Origin of the sequence: Anaerostipes sp. Marseille-Q3525 (assembly GCF_018223505.1) — a bacterium.
GTDB classification, from domain to species: domain Bacteria; phylum Bacillota; class Clostridia; order Lachnospirales; family Lachnospiraceae; genus Anaerostipes; species Anaerostipes amylophilus.
Genome location: NZ_JAGTTT010000010.1, coordinates 1 through 16,748, shown reverse-complemented (window position 1 = coordinate 16,748; position 16,748 = coordinate 1). Strand labels below are relative to the sequence as shown.

General features: G+C 32.7%; 31 protein-coding genes. 29 read left to right on the top strand and 2 right to left on the bottom strand.

Features of this window, described 5'->3' with window-relative positions; genetic code table 11:
* Window positions 1–2,521: 2,521 nt before the first annotated feature.
* Complete coding sequence (locus KE503_RS06360; RefSeq protein WP_212384757.1) at window positions 2,522–2,773, bottom strand: helix-turn-helix domain-containing protein; 252 nt, start codon at window positions 2,771–2,773, stop codon at window positions 2,522–2,524.
* Window positions 2,774–2,775: 2 nt separating this feature from the next.
* Window positions 2,776–3,012 carry a helix-turn-helix domain-containing protein gene (locus tag KE503_RS06355; protein WP_212384756.1) on the bottom strand — a complete coding sequence of 79 codons (237 nt, stop codon included), beginning with the start codon at window positions 3,010–3,012 and terminating at the stop codon, window positions 2,776–2,778.
* Between the two features lie 939 nt (window positions 3,013–3,951).
* Here KE503_RS06355 and KE503_RS06350 point away from each other — a divergent pair.
* The 29 genes from KE503_RS06350 to KE503_RS06210 form a co-directional block, all read left to right on the top strand.
* Window positions 3,952–4,179, top strand: coding sequence for a hypothetical protein (locus tag KE503_RS06350; protein WP_212384755.1), 228 nt, complete (start codon window positions 3,952–3,954; stop codon window positions 4,177–4,179).
* Window positions 4,180–4,299: 120 nt separating this feature from the next.
* On the top strand, window positions 4,300–4,698 hold the full coding sequence (locus tag KE503_RS06345) for a hypothetical protein (protein ID WP_212384754.1): 399 nt from the start codon (window positions 4,300–4,302) through the stop codon (window positions 4,696–4,698).
* 16 nt (window positions 4,699–4,714) lie between these two features.
* Complete coding sequence (locus KE503_RS06340; RefSeq protein ID WP_212384753.1) at window positions 4,715–5,083, top strand: hypothetical protein; 369 nt, start codon at window positions 4,715–4,717, stop codon at window positions 5,081–5,083.
* 110 nt (window positions 5,084–5,193) lie between these two features.
* Window positions 5,194–5,445 (top strand): hypothetical protein, encoded by a 252-nt coding sequence (locus KE503_RS06335; RefSeq protein ID WP_212384752.1) that lies wholly within the window; start codon window positions 5,194–5,196, stop codon window positions 5,443–5,445.
* Between the two features lie 13 nt (window positions 5,446–5,458).
* Window positions 5,459–6,073: a hypothetical protein gene (locus KE503_RS06330; protein WP_212384751.1), complete on the top strand. Its 615-nt coding sequence runs from the start codon at window positions 5,459–5,461 to the stop codon at window positions 6,071–6,073.
* On the top strand, window positions 6,061–6,285 hold the full coding sequence (locus KE503_RS06325; protein ID WP_212384750.1) for a hypothetical protein: 225 nt from the start codon (window positions 6,061–6,063) through the stop codon (window positions 6,283–6,285). Before KE503_RS06330 ends, KE503_RS06325 begins: the two co-directional genes overlap by 13 nt.
* Window positions 6,286–6,303: 18 nt before the next feature.
* Window positions 6,304–6,537: a hypothetical protein gene (locus tag KE503_RS06320; RefSeq protein WP_212384749.1), complete on the top strand. Its 234-nt coding sequence runs from the start codon at window positions 6,304–6,306 to the stop codon at window positions 6,535–6,537.
* Between the two features lie 33 nt (window positions 6,538–6,570).
* The gene (locus tag KE503_RS06315) at window positions 6,571–6,819 is read left to right on the top strand and encodes a hypothetical protein (RefSeq protein WP_212384748.1); all 249 of its coding nucleotides are present in this window, start codon (window positions 6,571–6,573) and stop codon (window positions 6,817–6,819) included.
* Window position 6,820: 1 nt separating this feature from the next.
* On the top strand, window positions 6,821–7,126 hold the full coding sequence (locus KE503_RS06310; protein WP_212384747.1) for a hypothetical protein: 306 nt from the start codon (window positions 6,821–6,823) through the stop codon (window positions 7,124–7,126).
* A gap of 16 nt (window positions 7,127–7,142) precedes the next feature.
* Entirely contained in the window at window positions 7,143–7,358 is a 216-nt protein-coding gene (locus tag KE503_RS06305) for a hypothetical protein (protein WP_212384746.1), read from the top strand.
* 17 nt (window positions 7,359–7,375) lie between these two features.
* Window positions 7,376–7,681, top strand: a complete 306-nt coding sequence (locus tag KE503_RS06300; protein WP_212384745.1) for a hypothetical protein — start codon at window positions 7,376–7,378, stop codon at window positions 7,679–7,681.
* 19 nt (window positions 7,682–7,700) lie between these two features.
* The gene (locus tag KE503_RS06295) at window positions 7,701–7,973 is read left to right on the top strand and encodes a hypothetical protein (RefSeq protein WP_212384744.1); all 273 of its coding nucleotides are present in this window, start codon (window positions 7,701–7,703) and stop codon (window positions 7,971–7,973) included.
* A gap of 209 nt (window positions 7,974–8,182) precedes the next feature.
* Window positions 8,183–8,341 carry a hypothetical protein gene (locus KE503_RS06290; RefSeq protein WP_212384743.1) on the top strand — a complete coding sequence of 53 codons (159 nt, stop codon included), beginning with the start codon at window positions 8,183–8,185 and terminating at the stop codon, window positions 8,339–8,341.
* Between the two features lie 9 nt (window positions 8,342–8,350).
* Complete coding sequence (locus KE503_RS06285) at window positions 8,351–8,605, top strand: hypothetical protein (protein ID WP_212384742.1); 255 nt, start codon at window positions 8,351–8,353, stop codon at window positions 8,603–8,605.
* A gap of 295 nt (window positions 8,606–8,900) precedes the next feature.
* Window positions 8,901–9,362 (top strand): hypothetical protein, encoded by a 462-nt coding sequence (locus tag KE503_RS06280; protein WP_212384741.1) that lies wholly within the window; start codon window positions 8,901–8,903, stop codon window positions 9,360–9,362.
* 13 nt (window positions 9,363–9,375) lie between these two features.
* Window positions 9,376–9,708 (top strand): hypothetical protein, encoded by a 333-nt coding sequence (locus KE503_RS06275; RefSeq protein WP_212384740.1) that lies wholly within the window; start codon window positions 9,376–9,378, stop codon window positions 9,706–9,708.
* A gap of 87 nt (window positions 9,709–9,795) precedes the next feature.
* The gene (locus KE503_RS06270; protein WP_212384739.1) at window positions 9,796–10,089 is read left to right on the top strand and encodes a hypothetical protein; all 294 of its coding nucleotides are present in this window, start codon (window positions 9,796–9,798) and stop codon (window positions 10,087–10,089) included.
* Window positions 10,090–10,109: 20 nt separating this feature from the next.
* Window positions 10,110–10,397 carry a hypothetical protein gene (locus KE503_RS06265; protein WP_212384738.1) on the top strand — a complete coding sequence of 96 codons (288 nt, stop codon included), beginning with the start codon at window positions 10,110–10,112 and terminating at the stop codon, window positions 10,395–10,397.
* 39 nt (window positions 10,398–10,436) lie between these two features.
* On the top strand, window positions 10,437–10,769 hold the full coding sequence (locus KE503_RS06260; RefSeq protein WP_212384737.1) for a hypothetical protein: 333 nt from the start codon (window positions 10,437–10,439) through the stop codon (window positions 10,767–10,769).
* 19 nt (window positions 10,770–10,788) lie between these two features.
* Complete coding sequence (locus tag KE503_RS06255) at window positions 10,789–11,172, top strand: hypothetical protein (protein WP_212384736.1); 384 nt, start codon at window positions 10,789–10,791, stop codon at window positions 11,170–11,172.
* Window positions 11,173–11,258: 86 nt separating this feature from the next.
* Window positions 11,259–11,795: a hypothetical protein gene (locus KE503_RS06250; RefSeq protein WP_212384735.1), complete on the top strand. Its 537-nt coding sequence runs from the start codon at window positions 11,259–11,261 to the stop codon at window positions 11,793–11,795.
* Window positions 11,796–11,807: 12 nt separating this feature from the next.
* Complete coding sequence (locus tag KE503_RS06245; RefSeq protein WP_212384734.1) at window positions 11,808–12,089, top strand: hypothetical protein; 282 nt, start codon at window positions 11,808–11,810, stop codon at window positions 12,087–12,089.
* Between the two features lie 101 nt (window positions 12,090–12,190).
* Complete coding sequence (locus KE503_RS06240; protein ID WP_212384733.1) at window positions 12,191–12,364, top strand: type II toxin-antitoxin system HicA family toxin; 174 nt, start codon at window positions 12,191–12,193, stop codon at window positions 12,362–12,364.
* A gap of 58 nt (window positions 12,365–12,422) precedes the next feature.
* Entirely contained in the window at window positions 12,423–12,857 is a 435-nt protein-coding gene (locus tag KE503_RS06235) for a type II toxin-antitoxin system HicB family antitoxin (protein ID WP_212384732.1), read from the top strand.
* 77 nt (window positions 12,858–12,934) lie between these two features.
* Window positions 12,935–13,093 (top strand): hypothetical protein, encoded by a 159-nt coding sequence (locus KE503_RS06230; protein ID WP_212384731.1) that lies wholly within the window; start codon window positions 12,935–12,937, stop codon window positions 13,091–13,093.
* 129 nt (window positions 13,094–13,222) lie between these two features.
* Window positions 13,223–14,575 (top strand): BRO family protein, encoded by a 1,353-nt coding sequence (locus tag KE503_RS14490; RefSeq protein WP_249182987.1) that lies wholly within the window; start codon window positions 13,223–13,225, stop codon window positions 14,573–14,575.
* A complete protein-coding gene (locus KE503_RS06220) occupies window positions 14,566–14,811 on the top strand; it encodes a hypothetical protein (protein ID WP_212384730.1) in 246 nt (81 codons plus the stop codon). The genes KE503_RS14490 and KE503_RS06220 overlap by 10 nt, the downstream gene beginning before the upstream one ends.
* 322 nt (window positions 14,812–15,133) lie before the next feature.
* Entirely contained in the window at window positions 15,134–16,258 is a 1,125-nt protein-coding gene (locus tag KE503_RS06215) for a BRO family protein (RefSeq protein WP_212384729.1), read from the top strand.
* Between the two features lie 16 nt (window positions 16,259–16,274).
* Window positions 16,275–16,748, top strand: a 474-nt coding sequence (locus KE503_RS06210) for a hypothetical protein (RefSeq protein ID WP_212384728.1), incomplete at its 3' end; no start/stop codon positions are given.

Here is a 16,748-nt window from a genome sequence, read left to right as displayed (position 1 = left end):
TCATGGAGAGTTGTTAGGGTAGATAGGTAAAATGGATTTATGATCTGTAGAATGTGATTTTTTATAGGGTTGTATGAGAGATAATTTTTTGCATAAAAATAATCCCTGCTTGCAAGGTTAAGTATCTGATTGATAGATTTCTTGTGTTCACTATCTGTCACAAATCTGGTTGATAGTTCAAGGGGTTCCATCCTATAAAATGTTTTGCCTTACGAGGGATTATTTTTATTGATACATGGAATACATTGAATGTCTTGTTCAATGCCATATACACGATTATATCATGTAAGATATTTTATTGCAATGAGAGATTGTTAATTGTAAAAAAATATGCCCAGAGAAATTTCCCTGAGCATAAATTTCGATAATGCATTTGCAGATACATTATCTGGGAGTGTCAACTTGAATCCCACTAATATCATCTTTTTGTGTCCGTTTTGGCGTAGATGCCAAGGGTTGTCTAATCCCTCAATGGAAGTATAACATGATTTGCTGAGAAATGGAAGAGGCATATTTTGATTGTAAAGTGTTTACCTGCGGTAGCAATGTCGAGAAGGAACGCTGATGCTTATCCTGTCTCTCCTAAACTGCGTAATAAATTGCTTGTTTGCTTGAGATAAGAGAGAAAAGGTAATTGTTGTAATTGTTGTTTTCTTTAGTATTTATATGTGATTTATGTCATTTTGCGTACGTTTTCGTTACGACCCTATATAGAAGGGTTCCGCAAAAGTGTAGGCTAATCGTTAAAAAGTGTAGTAATTATAAAGTGTAAGTGATGATTATTTTGTGCGAATGAATATGGAGATAAAATCAGTTTAGAGCATGATAGGTCGAATTTATGCATTTTTCTGGGAGTAGTTTTGTGCAAAGGTTGATAGGTAGTTTATGTAGGGATTTACTGGGATTTGTGAGGGTGCTGATGGTCAAAATCATGCTTCGAGAGGAATCAAAAATCATGTTTCGATAAATTGTGCTAAACTGTGTAAAATCTGGTGTGAAAAATATAAGGAATTACTTAGGTTTTTGAGGGTAAAATCTGCATGAAATGACGCAAAACAAAAACGTGTCGTCGAGGGAATTGGGGAAAATAAAGGGGAAAATTGGGCTGATTTTTTGGAAAAGTGCGATTTTTGAAAGAAGGGGTTCTGAGAGCGTTGAAAAAAGAGTAGTAAAATAAACGATTCGCTCGACGACACCTCCGAAGACATGTTTTCGATTAGCAGAAAGTGTTTATCTAGGAAAGTGTAGGAAATTGCTTGGGAAAGTTGGGATTTTATGGCAGGGGGTCGAAAAATTTTAGTTGACACGGTGATTGAACACGTCCTGCCAAAATGGTAGTAGTTTCCATTTTTGTAAATGTAAACCTACCCCCGTTATGCTGGTCTAAGATCTTTCACAACCATATTTTTACATGGTTAAAATTGTAAAAATCTATTTGAAATACTATAATTTTATCAAATAGATTTGGTAAATCATTTACAGTAATTTGTGGGCAGATCAGGAGACAGAGTGCAGATAATTTCCAACTATTTCCATGTAGTACAGGGTACTATGTGATAGGGTATAGGATACTGTAGCTATGGTTGTTTGGGATAATACACAAACTGTACAATATATTGTACGTGTCGTTATAGTCCGATATCGGACTACCAGTAAACGACTATTGTTAACTAACTGCAACACAAAAGTTTACAATTATCAATCAATACAAAACAATAAAAAGTAATACAAAACACGAAAAACAAATTTCTATTAATGTAAACCACATAAAGATACAAGTTTACAATCACAAACAATCAAAACAGATCATATTCTATCATTGTTAACTATACAAAACGTACAAGTTAACAATATATCCCCTGCATTAATAAAAATTAATAATTATTAATAAAATAAAAATTATTAGTAAACGAGCGTTCACACAATCACACTCACTCACAAATCACCAAAACACCACACCATAACTTCACTCTATACCAAACTACCTATCTATACCCATAATCTATACCACTTGACAGCACAATAAAACAGTGCTACACTACTAAACAAACAAGTGTTCGATGTTTGGCAGACTTCCAGCACTTGCAATAACTACACAAATTAAAATACAAACTAAACAAATTGATATATAGCAATCATACAAGATCAAGCTATCAAAACTAAACAAACAACTTAATAAACATAACACAATAGTATAGCTCGTACTATCATTTTAGATTAGATCCAAACTACGATAACTATACAAGTACATATATAAGTATAACATATAACTATACACAACATACAGCTATACATAACATATAAATATAGTACATATACATAGCACTATATAATAGTACATCTACGACATAGACAAGTGCTATACACTATACTATAACAGATATACTTATATATTGTATTTACAATACTGTTTTATACGTGTTTCTTCTATATAATAATACTGATCCTTACATACGTTTATTCTAAAGCATTTAAACAACTGTATAAGTGCTTATAGGTACATACAATAAAGTACACGTTATTATTGATCTTCTTTGCTGGTGTCTTTGCTGGTGTTGTCTGTATCTATAAAACGATAGTCCAATTTGTAGCCTAAACCATTACAAATTTTATTGACATCATCAAAAGTCAACGACTTTTTGTTTTTTAGGATATTAGACAGATTAGCCGGTGAGATACCAATAGCCGTCGCAAGTTGTTTTTGTGTATAATTCTTTCTTAATTGCAATTCTTTAATAGTTGCGATTAATTGAGTGTTATCTATATAAATCATAATTATATAACTCCTTTTTTCTTATCTAAAGATACGGATAGATTGCAATCTAAAGCATTTAAAAGCATGAAAAGAGTGTCAAGTGTCATATTTTTACTTCTACCGTTTAAAAGATTGCTTATAGTTTGTTTAGATAATCCCGTTGCAACTACTATGTCTTTTTGCTTTAAATTATTATCTAGCATATAGTGTTTAATTTTTAAGATAAAATCATCTTGATTTTTTACAATATTATACATATAAAATAACTCCTAAATTTATTTAAAAAGTATTGACATAACAATACAAGTATTGTATAATTATAACTGTCAAAAGGATACAAGATATAAATCAAGTATCTAATTGATATTATATCATAATTTGATTTTAAAACAAATCAAAAAATAAATCAAATAAATACTTGACAAATCAAGTAAATGCATGATATAATAAAGACAAGTTAAGAGAGAGATAAAAAATAAAAGCCATCTTGATTGATCGGCAGAGTTTAAAAATCTTGATTAACTTGATACCAGTTATGAAGCTGGTTACAAAAATTAAATAAAAAAAGATGATAAAGGCGTTCAGCCTTAATCAAAAAAGGCTTTCTGCCTATATCATCTTTGGGATTTCGGTATCCCTGAACCTAGACAATTCTAGGATACCATATCTTTTCTAAAAAGTCAATTCAGACTTTTTAAATCCCTATTTAAAACGGTTAGACACAACCGAATAAAAGAAGAAAAGAACACTTCTATAAAAACTCATGGTAACGCCATAACCCATGTAAAAAAGATGATAGGGCAGAGTGTCGCCCGATGCAATAAGTGACATTAAGGTTATTTAGCTAATAACCCATTAGTTAGTATGTATGGCTAATGTCGGGAGACACCAGCAACGCAAACACTATACATTACATTGAACGGTATAACTTCAGAGTGTTTATAAAACACTCTGAAAAATCTTTTTTGAATAAAACATCAAAACCCAAAGATTAACAATGAATCAACCAGTAAATCCACTGATTACGATTTCATAATTCTTTTGTAGGTCGATGATGGGCTATAAATAACACTTTGCTTAGTATGCACGCTTTACGCCACGCCACTGTCTAAGACACCGCTATTTATAGTCATTCATGAACTTGCAAAAAATTCAGCCTTGAAAAGTTGGTCGTAGTATCAAGGAGGTAAACAACTATGAAATATTTAAATATTAATGCAATCGACAAAATGATTGCAAAAATTGAAAAAAGAGTATATGCATTTGATTGCTATGCTTCAGATGCATATTATTTTGGAAATGAAATACTTTCCATGCCTATGTATTTACAATCATGGGCAAAAAAACTTGATCAACTAAGATCATTAAAAAGATCATTGATGATCTTTGATCAAGAAATAGCGTATCTTGAAAATACGCTATAACTAGTAACCAATTAAGACACAATCTAAAAAAAAAGATTGTGTCTTTTTTATTGCAACAAATAAACAAAATCCCGCTTTTATAGAAATGTAAGTCGGGTAACTAAGAAAGAAGGTATTATCATGACAGAAACAAAAAAATATTTTACAAGAGAAGAAGCAATGAATAATATTATCGAGTGTTTAGAAAACGGTTACGATGGTTATTATTGTGACTTACATAACGAAGTATTCAATACTAATTATTACATTATTGGAACTTACGAAGCAAAGGAAGCACTAAAACAGTATGACGTATTTAAAGCGATTGAGAAAGTCAAGGACTACGAAGAATTAAACTTCGGAGAAGTAACAACTGATATTTCAGATCCTGAAAAACTTGCCAATATGCTTTATTATATCGTCGGAGAAGATGTAATTTCTGATATGTATGAAATTGAAGAATTCAATGATAATTGGAATTACTTAGCAACTGAAGAAACGAACGCAATTATCGTTGAACAGTTAAAAGAAATGTTATAAAAGGAGTGTTTGAATTATGAAACAATATTTATATATTGACGTGTATGACGATAATGAAATCAAAGTGCTGACGGTTGGCCAACCGTCAGCACTTTTTAATGAAGAAACAGACAGAAGAAAGAAAAATGCAGAGTTCTTCAAGAAGCCACTCAAACTTCCAACCTTAGAAAAGTTTATTGCAACTTATGATTCTTTTGACCCATCGGCAGAAGGAACAAAACCAGTATGTGACCTAAGCCCCTTAGCCCGTAAATGGTGTTTACAACAAGCGGTAAAGTGTTTTGAAGATATGCCGTGGGTAGATACTTTTAACGAACTAAAAAACGTATACTATGAAAAAGTTGATAATTTACATGATACTATTGACTTTTCAGAGTTCTATTAGAATAGATTTATAGCTTGAATATTATAGACAAGTCGTTTTTTTGGCTTGTCTATTTTATTGAACCTATAAATAGAAATAAAGTCCCGTAAAGGGCAGAAAGAAGGAAAGTTATGACAAAATATAAAGTGATTTTCGGTTATTATAGTGAACTTGTAGAAGTTGACGAACCTACAACGGATTATGGTGCAATCTTAGATATTGCAATTGATCAGCTGGAACGTGATGGATGCATGGGTGTATTTGTCACAGATGATGATATAGAACGTGATGGGATCACGGATGATGCATATATCACTGGTGGCAATCATGGATTGAACCTATATCATGGTGGAAATTTTATGATAGAAAGAGTTGACGAGTAGGAGGTAAAAAGTTATGAGAATAGCAACGAAAGAATATAAGGTATATAGATATAACGAACTATCAAAAGAAGCAAAAGAAAAAGCGGATAAATGGTTTTTAGAAACCTATCACACACCCGAAGATTTTTCGATGATGGTTCGTGATGCGTTAGACACTGTTTACAAGCTGGAAGATCTAGACTTTCAATATTCATTGAATTTTTGTCAAGGGGATGGATTCAACCTTTATGGAAAAATCGAATTTTTAGACATCTTAGAACGTATCAAGGATAATTTGACAGAATCGGAAATTGAATATCTTAAGAAAGCTGATGACATCGCAGACTTTTATGAATTCGATTTATTGAGAAATGACAGATCATCTTTTTGTCGAGCTTTTGAGATGGATATATATGATTATATGATTGATTGTTTGAAAAATGAGATAGAAGAAAATGAAATTGATTTTATAATCAATAAAGATATTCTTAAGAAGTTTGACAAACTTGCAAAAGAATATTTTGAAAATATTTGTGGAATGTTTGAAAAAAGCGGATACGATTATTTCTATGAAATTGATAGAGAAGAAGCTGATCCGCTTTTTAATGATATGGAATTTTTAGCAGATGGTACAGTATGGAACGATTAAAGAACCAGGGAGGAAGAATAATGAAAAAAATACAATTACATAAACCAAAACTAACAGAAATAGTCATTGCGATTGTATGGATTGCGATGGCTATTGTTACGTTTATAAGAATCCCTAGAGCCTTCATACTAGAAGCGTTTTTATTAATGATTACCGCTGTCTATATGCTTGCGTGTGTTGGATTTTTTGATGATACAGATATAGAAGAATAAGAAAGAAGGTAGAACGGTATGACAACGATTACTATATACAGAAACAAACACAACGAGAATAAATATATAGAAGTCCATAACGATGGACACTATCACAATTCAGTAAAACAGTTTATGCAATGGAAAAAAGATCACAATGGAAATCAGCTTGCCAAACCTATCAGAAATGAAACGGGCGATCGAGTCTTACATAGATGGAAAAAAGCAAACTTGATGACGCTACTGCTTGATGACGCTACTGGAAGATTATGAACTGATTACAGCATAGAAAGAAGGTATGGCATTATGGAAAATAAAATAATTAATATTAATATCAAGGCATTTTTGGAAAAATTCAATGAAGAATATGGCTTCTTATATGATAATTACGATCAAGTAGCTGGTTATACAGAAGCACTTGAAGCTGGTGATTCTTTTATAGAAAGTCATTTAGATTTTGTTAAAGAGTTTAATAATTATAGGGGCGATATTCTTTCTAGTGATAGAGAAGTTGTAGCTTTTATGTTTACATTAGAATCCATGGAGGTGGCATAGAATGAAAGACTATAGAACGATTATTTCTAGCGGTACAGTGGAAAATATCTGCGATGCTTTAGCGGATTTCCTTGATGAATATTTTGTGGGGTGCTTACAAGATAATTATTTCTCCAGTGTTGGAAATAACAATCTAAAGTTAGGCAGAATCAAACTAAGAAAGTACGTGATGATCTTAGAAAAAGGCTTGAATGAATGGTCTAGTGTCAACGAACTGTACATGACAGACAGCGAAAAGAAGTATAGAGAACTGTTAGATATGTACTATAAGGATCGTGAAGAGTACGAAAAAGAAGAAACGGCATAGGAAGAAGGTGGAAGAAATGAATCATCGTGCAACGTATCTTATCTATTATGAAGATAAGAATGGGTATAGGGATAGCTATGAAGTTTACGGGTATGCACAACTTAGAGAAGCTATGAAGTGGTTACATAGTGATGAGATTAAAGCAACTGATATATCAATCTATAAGCATGGAAAAGATTTTGAAAATAATTCTGATGACATTATAGAAGTATATAAAAATTGGTGGAAATAACCAGGAGGAACGATAGAATGGAAAAGAACTTAAAAGATTTATACTTTGTATCTGTTTATTATAGTTTTGATTGTGATTCACCGCTTTATGTTTTTAGTACAGAAGAAGAAGCGGTTGCATTTATTAGAAAACAATATCAGGATGAATTGAACATAGAATGTAGAGAATTGGAAATTGATATGAGTGTTTCTGAAAAGGATTATAGTGATTATGGATTATTTGTCAATATATCCGATGATGGAAATTTTGCACGTATTGAACAAGTAAACGATGATTCGTCATTTATTGAATGGAATTTAACAACATTAAGAAATGATTTATAAAAAGGAAGGTGTATATCAAATGGAAATTTTAAAGATGACAAGAACAAACATGGTAGTAATTCAGACAATTGAGAAGGAACAACATAACACTTTTGATATTGGAAAAATCAGAGTGTCAGCCTTGCCACCGATAGCAAAACGTGATCTTATCGCAGAACTTAAGTGTAAAGGCTTCTGTGATGGAATGATTCATACAGCTATGCAATGTAAGTTGGAAGATCTGAACGGATATGTGAACGTGTGGAAGTATGTAGCATATATGTTAGCGGTAGAATTAATGGAAAGATTATAGAAGGGAGCCGGAAATTATGATAGTAAGAAATGAATATTCTGACGGTAGAACGGAAATTTTTTGTGATACACCTGACGAGTATAACGACTTATGTTGTGAATACGATCTTGAAGATTGCGGTAACAGTGGAAAATACGTTGGATCTAGTTGGTCACACGATGATAAGAACAATGTAGATGTTTATTATAGATAGAAAGTAGGTGGAAAGAATGTGGTACTCATTAGAAAACGGAAAAGATTGTTGCTTAGGTGTGAAATACACATTGAATGATGCAGAACTAGAAGCACGGAATAATCCAATGATAAAAGAAATTTTTGAATATGATAATAACGATGAATTAATTGGTTGTGTATGGTCAAGAAAGTAGGTGGAAAAAATGAGTCGCAGAACGACAATGACAGCACTTGTGTGCCACGTAGAACGCAAGTATAACACGTTATACTTTACGGAAAATCCTCCGAACGCTGGAAAAGATGATGGCTTATATGGTTACAAATACTTCCTATTATATAAGAATACGTTCGGAATTTTTCGGAAATACAAAACACAACAAGAAGCAATTGATGGCATGACGGAAATTTTAAAAGAAGATCCAGCTAATCTATTCAATTTCTCTATGTGTCGTGCATAGCTTGTTACATAGCCAATTAAAGGCTTTTACTGTCTGTAATGAAGCAGACTACACACTAACGGAAAGACTCGACTATTGAAGCTAATAGTCACTTTAAATGAACGGAATGACTGTACTACTGATTGATGGTAGTGACGTATTGGAACGGAAAACGGTGGCGTATGGTAGATAAAAGAGTGCTTTTATCGGGCGGTTCAATTCCGCCCTCGCTACTTCACACGATGGAAATTATCGTGTATAATATAAGAGAACTGTTAATATTTTAAAGTCCTAAATAGGCAGAAAGAAGGAAATTATGTACGAGTTTAAAGAATTGATCTTGCCTGAACATTTTAGACACGCCTCCTACGGTGGATTTTGTGTGAAGCCTGGAATGTTCTATGGTACAGAGAAAGAAACTGGAAAATTAGTAGCTACAACAGGATGGAACGTAAACGGATTAACAAACATTTATATCCAGCACGAGCTAAAGTCACAATGGAATAATGACTTGTGGGAAGATCTTTACGATGACTACGGAAAACCTTTAATCACGATTGAAGAGAACGACTTGCAACGGATTAGTGATAAGGTTAAAGATTTTCAGAAAACGGCAATGGATTTTGAAACGTGGGCAGACGAAAACGGATATGATGATGAAAGCTGGGATGAAGATCAGATAGAATCAGCATATGATAGTTATTATTTTATGGGATATCCTGAGTTTGTGATCCAGCTTTTAAAAGAACATTGGGATTTAGAAAATTATGAAGAATAGGAAGGTGGAAAATATGAAGTCATATAAAGAATACGATAGAGAATTTATCGGAGATAGTGATATCGCAGCTTTAATTTTTGTAGGCACAACAAAAGACGGATTGAAGGCGAACATCTTAAATTTTGGCTGTGATGGAAGATATAATGCTTATGTCGTTGATGAGAACGCAAAGATCGGAGATCACTATACCTTAGAGATGGAATTTGAAACATCATCGGGATTCAAGGCATGGCTTAAGGTTTATGATGATGAAGGATTGACGGCAGATTATAGTGCAGACAAAATTAAAGTATATCGTGCTGGAGATTTTGGCTGTATTATTCAGCTTATCGGAAAGAAAGACTAACGGAAAATTTAATACAAGAACAAAGTAATCTAGGAAGATGCAGAAATGTATCTTCCTTTTTTAATGGAAAGAAATGAGGTAAGAACGATGTTAGAAATGAGTAGAAAAGATTTTGAAGAGAAAAGTTTTAAAGAAGTAATGGAAATGGCAATGGATAATAATTGCCCGATATGTACAGAAGATGATTTGAGGTTGTATGTAATCGAAAGTGTTAATGATGAAAGTTATTATCTTGCGTCACATATCCTTGATGTGTTGTTAGCAGGATATTTGACAGAATTTTATGATTATGATCGTACAATGGGTACATTAGAGACGCCAGAACCAATTAGAACAAAAGAAGATCTTATTGAGTATGGTGATATAGAGTTGATTGATTAAAAGAAACGAGGTAAGAACGAATGAAAATTAGCAGAGAAGAGTATGAAAGATTAGACTTTGAAGATTTTGTGGAAAAATTAAAACCACAATACAGCACATTATGTAGCCTTGAAGATATGAAGAACGCTTGCGTTGAAGCAGTTAACGTGATGGAAGTTAGCCTTGCAATTCATATCCTGGAGCCAATTGAAGAATACGGTGTGTGGTATTACGACTACGATCGAGAAAAGGGTATGCAGTATGTACCGCAGCCATTGTCACAGAAAGAGGATCTTATGAAAGCTGGATACTTAGAACTGGTCGGATAATAAAATGCAGATTTAATGATAGAAAGTGAGAAATAGATTATGTTAGATTTTACAAAAATTACATTTAACGAATTGGATGTTACAGATAAACCTTGTCAGGTATTTTATAGTTACGAGTTAGATCAAAACGGAATTGATGATTTACTAAGAATATATGCAGATGATAAAGATATTCCAGAAGATGCTATTGTTCAAAATATTGAACTGTGCTTGACGTTTTATTCAAGACATGATTGTAAATTAGAAGCATGTTGTACAGATATAAACAATAAGCAATATTGGATTGAATTGAGTTTTAGGCTTACAAATTGTGATGAATTTATTAAGATAATACCTGAATGTGAAAGAATAAAAATCAAAAAGAGTTTATAGAAGAATAGAGGTGGAAATTATGAACAAAAAAGAGCTAAAAGCAAGATTAAAACATGGAGAATGCCTTGAAGAAATTTTTGATTTTACTAATGGTCAAGAGTGTTTGATTTATAAAGGAGAATTTGAAATATCTGATAATATCATCTACGTTCCAGACATTTATCTGAATGAATTAAATATGAATACTGCAACAACAGATGAAGAATTAAATGATATTTTAAAAAATTGTTATACAGGAAATGATTTCTTAAAAGAATGCAATGGCAATGTACAACTCGCAAAAGCATTATTTGGGTTTGTCGATTGGCAACATCCAAACACCCAGGATCTCACTGATTGTTATGATGAAGAAGAATTTTACGATGAATATGGAATTCATTTTGATGATTTAGGTAATGATTAGATGTTGAGATGAAGAGAATTCGAGCTTGTTGAAAAACTATGAATCATGAAAGAAAAGTTTTATCACATGAACAGGAGTGACGAACAATGGAAAATAAAACAAGATTAATTATTTTATCTGATAGCCCAGGAATGGATGGAGAGTTAGTTATTTTTAGAACAAACGTACCAGCGAAAAGATTAAAAGCATTAGAAGTAGAAAGTTGTAACGCATATACAAACGATACCGATATTCCAATTTGGGTAGAAGTATTGGAAAAGGAAGGTTATGTGTGTGATATTGTAGATTGTCATAGTCATGTAACACCATATGAAACGTCTTTTGAATGGAAAGCAAAGTGCTATCCTTATATTACAGAATGTTATGACATTGATAATGTTATAAGTCTTATTAACGGATCAGAAGAAAAGAGAATTGCAAATATTTTATTCAATATGTCTTTAGACATGGATTATGATAGTTCTGTTGATGACTACAGAGAGGATATGGAAATGTTGACCGAAAGCGTTGGAAAATTGTCTAAAGAAGATGATCCACTGTATTATGTGTTACAGAATATCGCAGGGAACAACGAAGAAATGGAAAATAAGCTTGTCAATGCAGATGGATCTATTTGCAGATAGGAGATGGAAATTATGAATGATAAAAAATATGATACAGAAATGATGGCGGCAATAAGATTTAAATATAGACAGTCGTCTCAAAATCTATCTGATTTAACCAAAAAGTTGGAAAATGTTAATTTGGAGTTAATGCAAGCAAAAAACTATACAAAAGAAATGTCATATAAGCAGTATAAAAGATTAAAAGAAGAAGCAGAAGAATTAACAGAAGCAATTCGCATTGAAACGATTGCCCGTAATGTTTGGGATGAAGCACGAGAAGTTTGTATGAATGTTGTTGATGATGAAAATTAAATGTCCATTTGATCACAGGAAATTGTGTAAAAAATGTGTAATGAACTATTGACATTGTGTAGATATTGTGTATAATATAAGTAAGTAAAGGAGACAATACAATGAAGCAGAAAGATTTAATCAAGAAGCTTAAAGCAGGCGGATTTATCTTCGATAGACATGGTAGTAACCATGATATCTACACTAAAGGAGATATATCAGAATCAGTTCCTAGACATAAAGAAGTTGATGAACGACTTGCTAGAGGTATTCTAAGAAGGAATGGGCTGTTATAAAACAGCCTGTCCTTGGAAAATCTTGTTTGCAATCATATATAAGAATAGAGGTGAAAATATGAAAGCAGTATATCCTGTATTATTTACAAAAACCGATGACGGAAAATATTTAATTGAGGCACCAGATTTAAATGTATTAACGGAAGGAAAAGATATGTCGGATGCCATTAAAATGGCACGAGATGCAATGGAATTAACTTGTGTTTCTATGGAAGATAGAGAAGTGGAAATTCCTAAACCAACAAATATTACAGATCTCGATATTGCGAAAAGCACATTTTTTGATGAAGGAGAAACTATTATTTCATTGGTTGATATTGATTCAACAGAATATCGAAGAAAAATTGATACAAAATCTGTAAGAAGAAATGTTGCATTACCTAGTTGGTTAAATTATGAAGCAGAACATTCTGGAATTAATGTTTCTAAAGTGTTACAAGATGCACTTATTCAAGTATTGAATGTTACTGATAGACCAAATTATAATAAATAGTATATATAAAAACGATTAATTTATTGTCAATAGGCACTTTTAATAGTGCCTATTTTTTAGCAAAGGAGAGTAAAATTATGCCATTGGTTTTATTATTAATAATTATTTTTATGATTCCAGAGGATAGTTTGGAATATATGTTAGGAGCTATCTTAGGTGGTGGCTATGGAATTTTAATGGTTATAGCATTTGTTGCTATTCTGTATGGAATTTATAAGTTCTTTTCCGATCTTTAGAACGGAAGATAGGATGGAAAATATTATATTGATAAAATACAAATGAATATAGGTAACTAAGACACTTATGGAAAATTCCAGAGTGTCTTTTTTAATACAAATTTTTACATAAGAAAGGTGGAATTAATTATGAATCTAAACGAAATGGAAATCCCTTGCGATCCAATTTTGGACAAAGCAAAGAGAGATGAACTGGTGCAAAACACAGAGCTTTTGAAACAGGTTACGATTAAGCCGATTCCGTGGCTCCCTGGACGAGATTATATCACTACGGAACAGGTTGCACGATTCTTTGATGGAAATGTTGACGAGGTTAAGAGGTTGTGTACGAAGTATCGCAAAGAGTTTTTAGACGATGGAATGGAAGTTAAGACAGTACAAGAGATCATTGACGGTCAGGACGCAACAACGGAAAAACAGAAGGGAAGAATCATGGTAACGTATCCGAACGGATTGAATATCTCATTCGGCTATAAGGGTGCTAAGGTGTTTACTCTTAAATGTTTGATCAGATTATCTCTACTAATGGAAACTTCAAAACTTGCCGAGAGCGTGAGGTATTATGTTTTCATTAATGATTATATAACGATAGAAGAACAGAGAGAACAAGAACAGGTAGAGGCAGGCGTTAAGCTTGTTGACACAACGGAAATTTTAGGCAGACGAATTGACTTGTACAGGAGCATTGAAGATCCGTTATTCTTGGCTAAAGACGTGGCAGAATGGATTGATTATAGTAAACGTCCTGATGGAAGTTATAGAACGGATAAAATGTTACAGGCGATTGATTCAGAAGAAAAATATAAGACCAAAATCTTAACCGCTAATAATGTTAGCGGGTCAAATTTAGGTCAGATTGATTCTACTGGAAAGACCATCAATCCATTTTGGTTCCTCACAGAAGATGGACTCTATGAAGTGTGTATGCAGTCACGCAAACCTATCGCAAAGCAGATGAAGAAACAGATTAAAGAATATCTTAGAAACATCCGTAAGACAGGCGGTGCAGTTGACTTTGGGAAAGAGTCACAGTTTATTGAACATTATTTTCCATCATTTTCTGAGGACGTCAAGCTTGCTATGGTAACTGATTTACGAACACAAAACAAAGAACTCAAAGAAGAGAATCAGAAGTTGCAGAATGATAATAAGCTATTAGCAGCGGAAATTTTAACGTGGGATGATCGAAACAAGATGAACGCTGGGATTAGGAAGTTAGCTGCGGTTACAGGAACACAATTCTCTGTTATGTGGAACGAGCTGTATAAGAACTTGCAATACAAATATCAGATTGATGTTAAGAAACGTGGAAAGAAACCATTTCTACAGTGGATTCAAGAACATGAATGGGATAAGGTACTGAAAGTCTTTTGTGCAATGTGTGAAGCTAGAAACCTATCTCCAACAGATATGTTCCAACAGACAGCACCAGTGGAAAATTTATATGATAATGAAGATGAGGATGATGAAGTATGGAATTAGAACAGATTATTCATTTCTTTGAACAGTTCTGCGGAATATCTTTTGTGTTATATGTGATTGTTTTCCTAGCTTGGTTATCGCTAAGAAAAATTGATCGTGAACATAATAAGGTATATTTAAGCAAATATATAGACATATTAGAGGAAATATTAGAAGCTATTATGAAGCCTATGAAAGTAATTACGACATTATGGGTTATCGTAGCTTTCGGAATGCTTATTTATCAGCTGATTTAATTCCATATAATAATTTTGGCAAAGAACCGAGCAGAAGGTTCTTTTTATTTTACGAAAACATTTGACAGGAACCGATTTGGCAGGTCGGTTCTTTGTCAAATTTATTATACACAAACTAATGATTAACTAAGCATATAATTGTTAATAGATAAGGTGTTGATTACATAGAGAACTAATAGGAATAGAATAGGTTTCTATTACGATTGACACACTAATAGTTGGAATTAAATGTTGATTTTATTTCTATTAGTTTACGGAATTATGGCATATGAAAATAATGAGTATAGAGAAAAATAAGACAGTTTAGAAAGGAAGATGAAGAATGAACTTAGAATTGATTAGAACGGAAATTTTTAACGATATAGCGTGTAAATTTTATAGTGCTGACGACAATATTTGGATGACAAGAAATCAGATCGGACAGGCGTTAGAATATAATGACAATGGAGATGCCATCAAGCAAATTCATAAGCGGAACAAAGAACGACTTGATAAATGGTCTATGGTTATTAATAGAGATACAGGGGTACGAATTGAACCCCCTGTTCCAACTAATATAGAAACATCAAGATTATTAACTCTATATAGTGAACGTGGAGTAATGGAAATTTGTAGACATAGCAGACAACCGAAGGCAAATGCTTTTATGGATTGGGTATGGGACGTGATTGAAGCTTATCGTCATGGAAATTTAAAAACAGGAACTCCAGTAACGACAGTAGAGCAGTTTCTTACAGAGCAGACAGAACTTATGAAGCAGATGGAAAGAAACAACGAACGTCTGTATAAGGTTACTATCAAGGGATTTAATCAGCTGGCGGATATTGTTAAAGAAATGAAAGCCGAGCGGAAAGAACTGTATAAGCAGATCGGTAAACCTACGAAAGATATTCCAGTAGTGGATACGGAAAGTGTTATTGCAGAATATAAGCTCAATGAATGGAAGTCTAACGTCTATTCAATCATTAATGATATTTTGAAAGAATCAGATGAACTAGGAACTACCACGAGAGATATTCTCAGAGAAGCGTATAACTATTTAACCAACACATATGGAATTGTGTGGGAACAGGATCGGAAAGAATACAAAGAAAAATACAACATTAGTGAAAGAGGTAATGTACCAACGATTGATCTTTGCTATGACAAATATCCTGACCTACTGGTAAGTGTGTTGGAAAAACTTCTGCGACAGTTTAGAAAAGAAAATGCACAACCTGATTGGGATGAAATGAAGATTAAGATTACCAATTATGCCAATCATATTGGAAATAAATCTAAAGGTGGAACGTCTGTTTATCGGAAAATCTATACTAAGATGACAGAGAATGGTGTTAACTGGGATGAGTATGCTCATGGAGTGTCTAAATCTCAGCTTATTAAAACCAATGCAACTTTATACAACAGATTTTATGAAGCTGCGGTGGAAATTATTTCAGAAGAATAAGGAGTGTGATATAATTATGAAAATATATAATGTGGCAGATCTGCCAGATGAATTTGGATCATGTGTTGAATGTAGGAAATATTCTGACAGTGATAAGAGCATGAAGAAGATTGTGTTTGAATATAAGAATGGAAAATATATTAGCACACAGCCGATTTATTTATGTTCTGAGTGTTATGAAGAATTGTTCCAATTGATGTGTAATCAAGATAATAATGAAGGTGAAAAATTGATGGATAAATTAGAAAAGAGAAAAGAAGAAGCTAAAGAATATAGGAAATTAGTTGATAAATGTTTAGCTTTAATGGATAAATATGTTGGAATGACATTTGGAATTCCTGTATGGGTAGATCGTGGCTCTCATACACTAGAGTTTAAAAAGAATGGAACTGATGAATGGAGACTCTTAACAAAAGAAGAAGTATCTAATATTATTGAAAAATATGAGATATTAGATTCTGTAGCAATAAAGATTACAAAAGAAACTAAT